This is a genomic window from Bradyrhizobium sp. IC3123 (assembly GCF_020193625.1).
GTDB lineage: Bacteria > Pseudomonadota > Alphaproteobacteria > Rhizobiales > Xanthobacteraceae > Bradyrhizobium > Bradyrhizobium yuanmingense.
Genome location: NZ_JADYVF010000010.1, coordinates 1 through 13,704 on the forward strand (window position 1 = coordinate 1; position 13,704 = coordinate 13,704).

Below are 13,704 nucleotides of genomic sequence, written 5' to 3' on the forward strand. Positions count from 1 at the left end.
GCGATCTTCGCCTTCAGCGCCGCGTCGATCTTCCGTCTCGTCTTCTTCGTCATCGTCCGCTCCGTTTACCAAACGGAACGGCTACATTCCAACTAGGCTTCCGGTCCCAAATCCGGGGGCCACTTCACAGGTCGGAGAGCCGCGGTGGCGCGTGTGGCCCAACCGGATTGCGTGAACCCCTGCCACGCGCGATCGAAGGGACAAACTGGACTGCTAATCCTGAGCAATCGAAGTGCATGCTCGACGTGCCCGACATCGCTCGGATGCTGGCAATCGGGAAAAGTAAGTTGTCGCGCGTATGCGCCGCCAGTGAATAAGCTGCGACGGAGCGGCCCGAAGCTGTTGTGCAGCGACTTGTTCGTCGACATCGGCGAGGTGGGAGGATGAGTTAGAGAGTATCTTTTGTGGCTTCAGGCTGATTTGGCCCTGCAAAGCAGATCGCGGGCTGGTAACCGAGAGCCGACTTCGATCTTCCAATTATCCGGAATTTCCACTTGTTATCGACCGTTCGGCTCGAACAAGAGGAAGGTAACGCTCGCTCCCAGGACGTTAGTCGGTAGACGATGATGACGCAAGCAGGGCTGACTGCTGCTCATCGAGCTGGATCGGTCTATGATTGACCTGTGATACCGGGATCGTTCTCTTTCTGAGCTCGCCCAGGCGATTCGTGGCCTCAAGGACCGACATAACACTGTAGCCTCATTCCACAGTCACCGATTTTGCTAGATTACGCGGCTGATCCACGTCCGCGCCCCTTACGAGAGCGGTATGGTAAGCCAAGAGTTGTACCGGAATGGCATAGACCATCGGCGTAAAGCGTGCGACCATCTCAGGCAGCACAATGGTCATGAGTGTGTCCACCGTCGCTTCCAAAGAACCCTTCGAATCGGTGATCAGGATGATCTTGCCGCCCCGAGCCGCAACTTCTTGCATATTCGAGACGGTCTTCTCGAAGACATCGTCATAAGGTGCGATCACCACCACAGGCACGGCCTCATCGATCAGTGCGATCGGTCCGTGCTTGAGCTCGCCGGCGGCATAACCTTCTGAGTGGATATAAGCAATTTCCTTCAGCTTGAGTGCGCCCTCGAACGCCAAGGGAGCCGATGTGCCACGACCGAGATAGAGCACGTCCCTTGAATCGGCGATATAACGCGCGAGCTTCTCGATCTGCGGCTCGATCAACAGCGCCGCAGCAATCAACCGCGGCACTTCGATAAGCTCACGCACGAGCCTCGTTTCATCGATCTCAGACAGTTTACCGCGCTCTTTGCCTGCTGCGACGGCAAGCGCCGCCAATACCATCAGCTGGCAGATAAATGCCTTGGTGGAGGCGACGCCGATTTCCGGCCCCGCCAGCGTCGGCAGAACGGATTCGCTCTCGCGCGCAATCGTCGACGTCGCGACGTTGACCACAGATATCGTGTGCACGCCCTGGTCCTTGGCGTATCGCAGTGCAGCTAGCGTGTCAGCGGTTTCGCCCGATTGCGAGATGACGATCGCGAGATCGCCCCGGCGCAAAGGCGCCTCCCTATAGCGGAACTCGGACGCTACATCGATCTCGACAGGCAAGCGCGCCAGCCGCTCGAACCAGTATTTGGCGATGTGCCCGGCATAGCCTGCAGTCCCGCACGCGGTAATTGAGATGCGCTGAACGGATTTAAAGTCGAACGGCAATGTGACCGGCAGGGCGACGCGCTCGGCCGCCATGTCGAGATAATGCGCCAATGTCTTGCCGGCCACTGTCGGCTGCTCGTGGATTTCCTTGGCCATGAAGTGGCGATAATTCGCTTTGTCCACAAGGAGTGACGATACGCCAGACTTTGATGTTTCCCGCTGGACGACAGATCCGTCTGCGCTATAAATCACGCACATCGTGCGGGTAAGCACGGCCCAGTCGCCGTCTTCAAGATAGGTGATGGTGTCGGTCAAAGGCGCGAGCGCAATCGCGTCCGATCCTAGATACACTTCGCCGATACCATGTCCGATCGCAAGGGGCGACCCCTTACGCGCACCGATCAAAAGATCATCGTGGGCTTTGAAAAGGAATGCCAGCGCGAAGGCACCGCGCAGCCGTGGCAGTGACGCTTGTACCGCATCCCGCGGCGAGTAGCCCCTGTTGAGATAAGATTCGACGAGATGCGCCACCACCTCCGTGTCTGTCTCTGAGTTAAAGTGGGCTCCATTCCGCTCCAGTTCGGCTCGCAGCTCGCGGAAATTCTCAATGATCCCGTTATGAACGACCGCGACATTTTCTGTCGCATGCGGGTGAGCATTGCTCTCGGTCGGCTTTCCATGAGTCGCCCAGCGGGTATGACCGATGCCGATATGACCCAACGGCGGATAATAGCGCAGCTGCTCTTCAAGGTTTCTCAGCTTACCTTCAGCGCGCCGGCGTTCGATACGGAGACCTTCGAGAGTCGCGAGGCCTGCGGAGTCATAGCCACGATATTCCAATCGCTTGAGCGACGCGACCAACTGGCCAACGACCGGACCACGCCCCAAAATGCCAACAATTCCACACATATCGATCAATGCAGCCCAAGTTCAAGGGGCCCGAGGTCCCGCCTACAGGAATCCGATCATGAAATCGCCTGCACGATGGTAACAGGCGTCAAGTTCGGGCTTTTTCGCGGCCGCCTGTATCGCCGCCGCATTCGCAAGCGTGAGTTAGACCTCCTTTAGCCATCATCGCTTCGGCCGACTACATTCCGCTTTTGGCTGCCGATCGAGTACAAACTGCGCAGCAGCTCTAGCTTGAATTGTTCTGTTCTACCTGAAACATTTTGCCGGCTTGGATTTAGGAGGCCCATCATACTCGTACGAAGGCAAGTTACGCTCATCGAGACTAGACGATTGGCAGCGAAGCTCTATTGTACGAGCGTAAACTTTCGATATCGAAACGTTGGAGCATCTATACCAACGTTTACTACTCTTTCTCATCTTGTCTTGTGTCGGCCGCTCCACTGCCTGCCGCGAGCTTGACATTGGCAACAGCGCTGATCACGGGCGATGAATCGACCGCGAAGACCGGGTGTTCTGTCCGGAAGTTAACGGTAGGGGGGCTTTCTTGACTACGAATTGGCGTGCAAGCTTGACTGTACGCTTGCTTGCATCCCGTCATCGGGCGAAATGCATCGATGACTGCGGCTCCAGCTCGTCGCTCTCGCAAGCCGTGACGAGACCACGCGTATGCGTACTTGCGCCTGAGGTTAGATAGGAACACAGATGGTCAGCTTCTATCTCGTTGGAGATATAGCCCGGACAAGCGCGCCCTTGCGCTCGCAACCGCGATCGCATGCATCTCGCCTACTTAGGATCGTCAGAGATATAAGCCAGGATGCGAGCGTTAATTGACTTTGATGTTTTGGAGATCAATGCGTTCACACAATCCAGTCCGATTTAAAACAATGTATATAGTGTGCTTTCCTAGCTGATGTGTATGACTGGACATAACGATCGCTTTCCTCAAACTGCGGGTGGAGCGGGCTTGCGCCGTCTAGACTTCACGAGAAACGGCTTCCAATAGCGTTTCACAGGGCTTTTCTTTCCGGCGAAACTACGAGAGACCATGACGGTTCAGGACTCAAAGCGACGCGTTGCGCTGATCACCGGCGTCACCGGGCAGGACGGAGCATATCTCGCCGAGTATTTGCTCGGTCTCGGCTACCACGTGCACGGGATCAAGCGCCGATCGTCCTCGTTCAACACCGCGCGCGTCGATCATCTCTACCAGGATCCGCATGCCGGCAGCGTGCCGTTCCTGATGCACTATGGCGACATGACGGATTCGACCAATCTGATCCGGCTGGTGCAGCAGATCCGGCCGACCGAGATCTATAACCTGGCCGCCCAGAGCCACGTCCATGTCAGTTTCGAGAGCCCGGAATACACCGCCAACGCCGACGCAATCGGCGTTCTGCGCCTTTTGGAAGCGATCCGCATCCTCGGCATGGAAAAGGAGACGCGGTTCTACCAGGCCTCGACCTCGGAGCTTTACGGGCTCGTGCAAGAGGTGCCGCAGAAGGAAACCACGCCATTCTATCCGCGCTCGCCCTATGGCGTCGCCAAGCTTTATGGCTATTGGATCACGGTGAACTACCGTGAGGCCTATGGCATTTTCGCCAGCAACGGCATCCTTTTCAACCATGAGAGCCCGACCCGCGGCGAGACGTTCGTGTCGCGCAAGATCACCCGCGCCGTCGCCCGCATCGAGGTCGGCCTCGAGAACACGCTCTATCTCGGCAATCTCGACGCCAAGCGCGACTGGGGCCATGCCCGCGACTATGTCGATGGCATGCACAGGATCCTGCAGGTCGACGAGCCCGGCGACTTCGTGCTGGCGACCGGCGAGACGCGGTCGGTCCGCGAGTTCGTCGAGGTGGCGTTTGCCGAGGTCGGGCGCAGCATCGAATGGCGCGGCAGGGGCGTCGAGGAGGTCGGCGTGGACAAGGCCTCGGGCAAGACCCTGGTGCAGATCGATCCGACCTATTTCCGTCCGACCGAGGTTGATCTCCTGATCGGTGACGCCAGCAAGGCGCGCGCCAAGCTCGGCTGGGCTCCGAAGACGCCGTTCTCGCGACTGGTGAAGGAAATGGTCGCCAGCGATCTCGTTGAAGCCAAGCAGGATGCGACCAATGGCAAGCACGTCGTTTGAACTGAAGGGTAAGACGGTTTTCGTTGCGGGCCATCGCGGCATGGTCGGCGCGGCGCTGATGCGCCGGCTAGCACGCGAACAGGCCGATCTCTTGACGGTGCCGCGCAGCGAGCTCGACTTGCGCGACCAGGCCGCGGTGAACGCCTGGTTTGCCGCGAAGCGGCCGCAAGCCGTGTTCCTCGCCGCCGCGAAGGTCGGCGGCATCGTCGCTAACAACACGCTGCGCGCCGAGTTTCTGCACGACAATCTGGCGATATCGAGCAACGTCATCCAGGCGGCGCATGCCAATGGGTGCGAGAAGCTGATGTTCTTCGGCTCCTCCTGCATCTATCCGCGCTTGGCGCCTCAGCCGCTGCGAGAGGATTCGTTATTGACCGGCCCGCTGGAACCGACCAACGAACCCTATGCCATCGCCAAAATCGCCGGCCTCAAGATGGCCGAGGCCTATCGCAGCCAGTACGGCGCCGATTTCATCAGCGTGATGCCGACTAATCTCTACGGCCCCGGGGACAATTATCACCCCGAATACAGCCACGTCGTCGCCGCGCTGATCCACCGCTTCCACGAGGCCAAGATTTCGGGCAGCCGCAACGTCGTGGTGTGGGGCACCGGCACGCCGCGCCGCGAATTCCTCTATGTCGATGATCTCGCCGATGCCTGCATCCATCTGATGAAGACCTATTCCTCGTCGGAACTGGTCAATATCGGTAGCGGCGAGGACATCAGCATCGCCGACTTCGCACTCATGATCGCGGCCGCCGTCGGTTTTCGCGGTGAGATCAGCTTCGATACGTCGCGCCCGGACGGCACGCCACGCAAGCTGCTCGACGTGCGTCGGCTGTCTGGGCTCGGCTGGCGCGCCACGACTTCGCTAAAGGATGGCATTCAGCTGGCATATCGGGCGTATCGGGCTGACAGCGACGGACGGCACCAGAGTGATTCGCTTGTTCCCGGATAAGGGGCGATACCACGATCGCCCGGCGGTGAACGTCCGTCCTAGCAGACTCGCCGCTCACGTAACGATCAATCTTGCTTCGCAAGTTGACGAACGTTCATTGTCAACAGCTGCCCTCAGTTCGCCGCCAAGAACCCCTGCCGACTTGCAGGAAAGGAAAGATCAGATCGAGACGTGCTGCCAGCAGTTGAGAGCTCATCGACTCTAAATCTCAACCGCCGACGGGCGATCACTAGCCGGAGCGAACCGGCGCTCCCTTCCTCTTGACCAATGCCTTAGCGATGGTCGGTCATCATCCTCGCCGACAGCATCACGATGGACATGAGCGCGCCTAACATCCCGAACGCCATTGGCAAGCCAAATATGTGTGAGATGAGCCCGATGCCGGCCGGCCCGACGAGTATACCCGCGTAGCCGCCGGTCGTGATGACCGCTATCGCTATGCCTGCTGGCATCACGTTCTGTTTGCCGGCGCGTCGACACAGTACGGGTACAACATTTGAAATACCCAATCCGATAAGCAGGAACCCTGCCATAGCAATCAACGCAACGGGCGCGGCTACCACGGCCAAAAAGCCTGTTACCATTAGTACAGTCCCGAGCATCAATGTGGCACGGTCGCCGATTCGCGCCACCACGGCATCTCCGCTGAGACGCCCTGCGGCCATGGCGATTGAGAAGAGCATATAACCAATGCCCCCGTGCGCCTCCGCGAGAAGATCTCGTTCAACGAGAAGCAAAGCGCTCCAATCGAGCATTGCACCTTCTACAAGAAAGGTGATACCCGCGAGCACCGCTATGAGCAACACACTGCGGTGGGGCAAGACAAATAATGGCCCCTGCTGTCTCGAACCCGTCGCCAGCAACCTCGGCCAGGCCGTCACAATCGCGATCGCTACTAACGCCGAACAGACCAACGTCGAGAGAAGCGAGCCACACTGCAGGGAGACTAACAAGGTGACCGCGGCAGAGCCGGTGACTTCCCCAATGCTGTACCGAGCGTGGAAGCCGGACATCAATAGACGGCCCGTGGCGCGCTCCAGTTCAATCGCGTGGATGTTCATTGCTACATCGATCGAGCCGAGTGAAACGCCGAAAGCAAATAGCGTGGCACCGAGCCTTACAGGTGTGTCGGAAATTGCAAGGCACGGCAGGATGATCGCGAGTCCAAGTCCACCCGCGAGGATAATGGGCTTGCTGCCGTACCGCGAGTTCAACACGCTGGTCAAAAGCATCGCGACGACAGATCCCGTTCCGAGACAGAGCAGCAGTAGACCAAGCATGCGGTCATCCGCCGCGAGCCGCTCCTTGGCGAGTGGCACCAAAGGCGCCCAGGCCGCGAGGCCGAATCCGGCCACAAAAAATGTCAGGCGTGTCCCAAGCAGGCCGGCAGACAAATTGGCACATGGTATCACGGACGCTCCTGAGAGAACGGACTCGCGGGCGCGGCGCCCCTCATCCTGCGTGCGTCGCCTGCAAGCGACGCGCGGCTCGACGATGATGGCCTCAAGTTGACGTTCTTCATCCCTGCAAATGCGATGCCGTCACAAATGCTGAACTGCGTCACACGCAGAGCGACAAGTAGGGGTGATCGTCGAGCCCCTGGGGATGGCGGTGTTTCGGCCAATCTCTCCCGGATGAGCTGGCCACACGAGGGCAATGATTTTTGCTGGTCTGCGACAGCCAAATCGCAACGCTCAGCATGCTTGTCGCAACGCCTACAAAGCCGACGGCGCCCCAGGCCTCTATGCAGTTGGCGCTAACACGGCCGTCCTTTTTCCGACAACTTTGCACAATCGGAAGCTCTCATCACGAGTGGCGGCGCTGTCTCAAGAGATCACTACAACGAGCTCCGCTACCACGCGCAAGCGGTTAATGTCGGCCCCGATGGTTTTGACATTCGTTCGTCCCTGGTTTCCGGCCGCCAGATGGTTCCCGCGCAGCCATTGGGCCTCAGTTCGTTTGTTCTGGGCCAGCGTGTCGCCGCCGGCAACAGCCATTTCGAGTAGCATGGCGGCATCAGGGCTGTCCTGTGATCCCGGGTTCCCGGCGGCGGTGGGCTGGGCCGTCTGGAGCAATCAACCAGATTTGCAAGCCATCATCATCGCCGCCGAAGAGGGCGGCGTCGATCAGGTCCAGGACGCGCGCGCATTCGATACCGAGTTGCCCGCCGGCATCGTTCAGGTGCTTATATCCGCAGTTCGCCGAGATGAGATTTGGATTGTGCGTTGTAAAGAACAAGTATAGCAGGGAGAGATCGATCAGTATCGCCGCCGCCATCACGCTATAAGCCCAGGCGCTCTGCACTAGATCGAGCTCAATCAGCACCCGTGACAAGCCGAAGCCCACGATCCAAGCATCAAAGCTCATACAGATGCGTCGGAATATCTCCGCATCAAGCCGGCGAATGACGTAGGACCCCAGCGGGACGCCAAGCAGGACACTCGGTACAAAAACATAGAGCAAGCTGCCGCTTTCGTAAATGAACAAGCCGAGCTGATAGTAGACGAAGGCGGTAACGCTCGATTCCACCACGCGAACCAGCGCTAGGCCGGCGCGAAATTCGTGTTTGACCAAGCCCTGGTTGTTAAACAGCATCGCTATGGGAGGCCCGGAGATTGTCGTCAGCGAATAGAGAACGCCCAGCATCCACCCGAATGGCAGGCCGATCAGCCAGCTTGCTCCGATAGGGCGGCGCCAACCCGCAGCTTGCAGCAGGATCAGGGGCAGAATGATCGTGTAGGTGGCGAATTTGATCCAGCCCGGCTGAAGCGAGGTCAAGGCATAGCCGCCGAGCGCAACGCCCGGCAAGAGCCCGAGCAAGATGGGAAACACTCGTCTCCAAACCACCCGCACGCCCTTCAGATTGATGAGGAGGACGTAAACGTTGACGAAGACCTCGATGATGACAATGGCGGGGTTGAGAATGCGATTGGTGTAGAAAACTAGGGCTCGGACTCAATTGATCCAATAGGCAACGATGGCGGCGAGATGGATGGCAGCCAAGAAGTTCCTGGCTAGTTTGTCGTAGCGAGTTGCGACACGCCTGAAATCCTTGAGGCGGCAGAAACAGCGCTCGATGACGTTGCGCCCCTTGTAGGCGCGTTTGCTGAAGCTGTGGAGAGTGACCCTGTTGGATTTGTTTGGGATGACGGGCTTGGCACCACGATCGACGATTTCGGCTCGAAAGCCGTCGCCGTCGTACCCTTTGTCGCCAATGAGGGCAGACATGGGTTTCGCGAGTTCCAAAAGGGCTGGCGCTGCGGCAATATCAGCGTCCTGGCCTGGAGTGAGATGAAATGCGCAAGGTCTGCAGTCAGGGTCGCTCAGCGCGTGGATTTTCGTGGTCCGCCCGCCGCGCGAGCGGCCGATCGCTTGTTCATGCTCCCCCCTTTTCCGCCGCTCGCCGAGCGATGCGCTTTGATCGTGGTGGAGTCGATGGACAAAGTCACGCCGTCTTTGCCGCAGCGGGCGAGCGCTTCAAAGATCGCCCGCAAATGTCCGCGCTTGGCCCAGCGATTGAAACGATTGTAGATCGTCGTGTACGGACCATAGTCGGGCGGTCAATCGCGCCAGCGTGCGCCGCACTGAAGCATGTGAATGATACCGCTGATGACGCGTCGATCGTCATCGCGCACCGGTCCGGTCTGGTTCGTTGGCAGATGCGGCTCTATCAGAGTCCATTGCTTGTCGTTGAGCCAGAACAGTCCTTTGCGCATCGAAGTCCCCCGCGTGGAATCAACCCGCTGCGAGGGAATCAGAGTTCGCTAATTAGGTACAGACCCTAGCGCAAAGGGTACAGTGAGCGACGAAAAGCCGTAGCCAATGGCTCCATTTACAAAGGCAGCAAAACACGTCGTTGCGGCCAGAAACCAGATAGCAGCATCAAACTCAGGCATTTCCTTAATTTTCCCACTCCAGAGGGTCGGGTCACACGTCGGGGGAGCCAGCGCGGCCATTGGTCATCGGGTTGCGGCAGATGCTGAACATTCGCTTAGCAGCTCCGCCCTTCTTCACAATGGCAGCGGCCGTTTTTGCGTTCAGCAGTTGCTCTTGTTCTCGACTTTCGATCGTGCAACGCAAGCTGTGCTGCACTTCCCGATACCCGGCAACGATCATTCAGCCAAAACGCGTCGGCTTGTTTCTCGGCTTGTCGATCAATGGTCCTCGTATCGAAAGCGGTAAGTGCGTCGGCCATGGATACGGGCCGTTCCCACGGCGCGTGTCGACCCCTAAGCGGTTCAGCGCCATCATTTTTCGGCTAGCAACGCAACGCGGTTAGACGGAAGCAAACAATTCTCCTTCAAGAGCCCTGGGATAAATAGCAACGCGCCTTTTGTCAGCGAGGATCAATTCCCTTCTCCCCCGGCGATGTCGAGCTTGGGCATTCCGCTGCCTTGAAATGTACGGTGAAATTCACCTTAGCGGAGCAGCCGGGGATCACCGATGTGTTCTTCCGAGCCCCCGATAGCCGCCAAGCTCGGCACCACGGGCGTGAAGATCTCAATGCGTAACGGAGCGTGAAGCGATCGCAGGCTCCCTCGCTTGACACTGAGCGAACCTGGATTGAATTTATCGTCATTGCTTGGCCAGCTGGGGATCAGCAGCGCCGGTGAGGCCGAACTCGGCGGCGTTCTTCGCGCGGCCGGAGCTCGCGTCGGCGCGGTGGTCCGACGCGAACACGACATAGACCGCCGGCAGCACGAAAAGCGTGAACAGCGTGCCGACAGTCATGCCAGCGACGAGCACGAGCCCAATCGAGAAGCGGCTCGCGGCGCCAGCTCCCGTTGCAGTCAACAAGGGTATGAAGCCCGTGACCATTGCCGCCGTAGTCATCAAGATTGGACGCAGTCGGACGCGCGCCGCCATCTCTATAGCCGAGCGACGGTCAAGTCTCTCCTTGAGCTGCAGCTCATTGGCGAACCCAACCATCAGGATGCCGTGCTTGGAAATCAACCCCACCAGTGTCAACAGTCCGACCTGGGTGTAGATGTTCATAGTTGCCCAGCCAAAAAATGGCGGGATCAAGGCGCCCACGATTGCCATCGGTACGCTGATCATGATGATGAAAGGATCGCGCAGACTTTCAAACTGCGCCGCAAGCACCAAGAATATGATGATGATTGCAAATGCAAAGGTAATCGCCAGTTGGTTACCCTCGTATACGTATTGGCGGGCGTCGGCCAGAAAATCGTGGCTGAAGCCTGCGGGCAGTTTCTTTGCCTCGGCTTCCAGGAAGTCCACAGCCTGACCGATCGTGACGCCAGGCATCGGCACGGCCTGAAAGGTCGCGCAGTTGAGCTGATTGTAGTGGGTGAGAGCGTTCGGATCGGTCGCAGTCTCGATGGAGACTACAGTAGACAGCGGGAGCATCGAGCCCGTCGCAGTCTTCACATAATAGCTCCCGATTGCTTGCGTCGCCAGGCGCTCCTGACGTGGGACCTGCGGGATCACCTGGTAGGAACGGCCCTGCAAATTGAAGCGATTGACGTAGTTTCCGCCAAGTAAGGTGGCGAGCGCGCTACCGATAGTCTGCATGGTGATGCCAAGCTCGTTGGCCTTAGACCGATCAACCTTGATTCGCACCACCGGCTGGTTGAACTCGAGGTCGGAGTCGCTCACCATGAACAGACCGCTCTTGCGCGCGACATCCTTCAGCTTGGACATCTGCTCGTAAACGGATTGGAAGCCAACCGTCGAATTAATCACCATCTGCACTGGTAGGCCACCCGAACCGCCCGGAAGCGGAGGCAAGCTAAAGGCAAACGCGTTAATACCTTCGATTTTGGACAGCTCGGCTTGAACGAGGGATTTTAGTACAATCGATGATCGCTTGCGCTCGTCCCACGGCTTGAGCAACATGCCGGCCATGCCACTCTGCTGGCCACTGATGCCATTGAGCACGAAGCTCAAGTCACTCTCTGGAAATTTCTTGAACGCGTTTTCAAGTTTGGCGCCGTAATAGTCGAGGTAGTCGATATTGGCGTATTTGGGCGCCTTCGTTAGCGCGAATACGATACCTTGATCCTCCTCCGGCGCGAGCTCCTTGGAAATATTCATGTAGAGAAAACCGACAAGGCCTAACATGGTCAGCGCAAATAGCCCGGTAATTGGGCGATATTCGAGCGAGCGGTCGAGCTTGCGGCCGTACCATCGTGTTATGGCGCCGAACCCGCGGTTCACAAGCCTTGCAAATCGGCCCCCCTCGGCGCGCCTCAGGAAGAGCGAGCACATCATGGGCGACAGCGTCAACGCGATCACGCCCGACACGATCACAGCTCCCGCCAGCGTAAACGCGAATTCGCGGAACAGCGCACCGGTGAGGCCGCCGAGAAACCCAATCGGCGCATATACCGCAGCCAAGGTGATCGTCATGGAGATAACGGGACCGACGATCTCGCGCGCGCCCCTTGTAGCAGCCAGTAGGGGCGTCGCACCTTCTTCTAAATGGCGATGAATGTTCTCCACCACCACGATCGCGTCGTCGACCACGAGACCGATCGCGAGAACCATCGCAAGGAGAGTCAGGAGATTGAATGAAAACCCCAGCGCGAGCATCATGCTGCAGACACCCACGAGCGACAACGGAATAGTGACCACAGGAATGATGACCGACCGCAGTGAGGCCAGGAACAGAAAGATCACGATCACCACGACCACGACAGCCTCAATGAGCGTCTTCTCCACTTCATCGATCGATGATTGAATAAACTGGGTGGAGTCGTAGGCCACTTTCATCGTCAGCGACGGCGGCAGGTTACGCTCCATTTCTGGAAACAGCCCTCGAACGCCTCGCACTATGTTTAGCGGATTGCCTTGCGGGCTCGCCTGCACGCCGATGAAGACCGCGTGCTCGCCGTTCATCGCGACGCTAGTGTCTGCCGTCTGCGCGGCAAGCTCGACTACCGCAATGTCTTCCATGCGCACAAAGCCACCGTCGTTGGCTTTGACGATCATCCGCTTGAAATCATCCACACTCCGCAGATCCGTATTTGCCGTGACATCGGAGATAGTGAAATAGCCCTTGGCCTGGCCAGCCGCGGCCTGGAAGTTGTTGGCGGCGATTGCAGCCGAAACCTCGGCCGGCGACACGCCGTGCCCAGCCATTTTCGCAGGATCGAGCCATAGCCGCATCGCAAAACTCTGACCGCCCAGGATGTCCGCCGCTGCGACGCCATCCACGGTTGCCATAACGGGTTGCACGACGCGCGAGAGGTAGTCGGAGATCGCGCTTGCCGTCAATTCCTCGCTGGAGAACGCGATATACATGACAGCGGTTGTTTGACCGGTCGATTTGGTGATGACCGGATCGTTTGATTCCTTTGGGATCAAATATTTCACTGAGTTGACCTTGGAGAGCACCTCGGTGAGCGCCTCGTTGGGATCAAAATTCAGCTTGATGTAGACTTGGATCGTCGAGGTACCGAGCACCGATGAGGAGCTGATGTAGTCGACGCCCTCGGCGGAAGCGACGGCCTGCTCCAGGGGAGTCGTGATGAACCCCTGGATCATGTCGGCGGAGGCGCCAGGATAGGAAGTAGTGATATTGACGACCGTATTAGATAGCTTGGGATATTGCCGGATCGGCAGTACGGTCGCCGCCCGAAAGCCGATCAGCAAGATCAGGAGGCTAACGACAATAGACAATACCGGACGTTTGATGAAAAGCTCGGTAAATGCCATCTCGACTCGCATTTCCAGAGGGGGATGCAAATACGCCAGCAAATTGCGGTACAGCAATGATCATCAATGCGGCGACTGCGCTAAAGCCCGTAGTATGAGGGAAGCGTTATCGGCTACTCTAAGGAATCACACGTTGCTGAGCATAGCGTGCCCGATCCTCCGCTTCTTCATCTTCGTCGCTTGAATGAAGGTTGGTTGCGCTGTTCTGATCGCTCATCGCGATCTCGAATAGTGGGCACCTTCTTAAGGCACAGCCCCCCAAGTCTTTTTGCGTGCAACCGGCTAACGGTCAGACTCAAGATTCGTCCTCACACCTGATTGGAACGCAACGACTTCTAGCAAGGCGTCACTTCGGGCTTCGCGCCGCCCCGTCGATCGAATGATCCGGGTTCGAGATCGAAAGTACAAA

Annotated in this window: 8 protein-coding genes and 1 pseudogene; 2 read left to right on the forward strand and 7 right to left on the reverse strand. The window is 58.1% G+C overall.

The annotated features are described in order from the left end of the window. Window positions 1-699: 699 nt before the first annotated feature. Window positions 700-2,526 carry a glutamine--fructose-6-phosphate transaminase (isomerizing) gene (gene glmS, locus I6F20_RS27115; protein WP_225128787.1) on the reverse strand — a complete coding sequence of 609 codons (1,827 nt, stop codon included), beginning with the start codon at window positions 2,524-2,526 and terminating at the stop codon, window positions 700-702. A gap of 1,045 nt (window positions 2,527-3,571) precedes the next feature. On the opposite strand from glmS, the gene gmd reads away from it, so the two are divergent. Together gmd and I6F20_RS27125 are read left to right on the forward strand one after the other, a co-directional pair. After that, entirely contained in the window at window positions 3,572-4,657 is a 1,086-nt protein-coding gene (gmd, locus tag I6F20_RS27120) for a GDP-mannose 4,6-dehydratase (RefSeq protein WP_225128595.1), read from the forward strand. Continuing rightward, window positions 4,638-5,615 carry a GDP-L-fucose synthase family protein gene (locus tag I6F20_RS27125; RefSeq protein ID WP_275945408.1) on the forward strand — a complete coding sequence of 326 codons (978 nt, stop codon included), beginning with the start codon at window positions 4,638-4,640 and terminating at the stop codon, window positions 5,613-5,615. The genes gmd and I6F20_RS27125 overlap by 20 nt, the downstream gene beginning before the upstream one ends. Window positions 5,616-5,887: 272 nt before the next feature. On the opposite strand, the gene I6F20_RS27130 is transcribed toward I6F20_RS27125, so the two are convergent. From I6F20_RS27130 to I6F20_RS27155, 6 genes and pseudogenes are all read right to left on the reverse strand, one after another. Then, complete coding sequence (locus I6F20_RS27130; protein ID WP_225128596.1) at window positions 5,888-7,009, reverse strand: MFS transporter; 1,122 nt, start codon at window positions 7,007-7,009, stop codon at window positions 5,888-5,890. 432 nt (window positions 7,010-7,441) lie between these two features. Then, window positions 7,442-7,624, reverse strand: a complete 183-nt coding sequence (locus I6F20_RS27135) for a hypothetical protein (protein WP_225128597.1) — start codon at window positions 7,622-7,624, stop codon at window positions 7,442-7,444. Window positions 7,625-7,631: 7 nt separating this feature from the next. Then, entirely contained in the window at window positions 7,632-8,540 is a 909-nt protein-coding gene (locus tag I6F20_RS27140; protein ID WP_225128790.1) for a sulfite exporter TauE/SafE family protein, read from the reverse strand. 30 nt (window positions 8,541-8,570) lie between these two features. Then, window positions 8,571-9,331: pseudogene (locus tag I6F20_RS27145) on the reverse strand (IS5 family transposase). Between the two features lie 211 nt (window positions 9,332-9,542). Then, window positions 9,543-9,731, reverse strand: a complete 189-nt coding sequence (locus I6F20_RS27150) for a hypothetical protein (protein WP_225128598.1) — start codon at window positions 9,729-9,731, stop codon at window positions 9,543-9,545. A gap of 459 nt (window positions 9,732-10,190) precedes the next feature. Continuing rightward, window positions 10,191-13,295, reverse strand: a complete 3,105-nt coding sequence (locus tag I6F20_RS27155; RefSeq protein WP_225128599.1) for an efflux RND transporter permease subunit — start codon at window positions 13,293-13,295, stop codon at window positions 10,191-10,193. Between the last annotated feature and the right edge of the window lie 409 nt (window positions 13,296-13,704).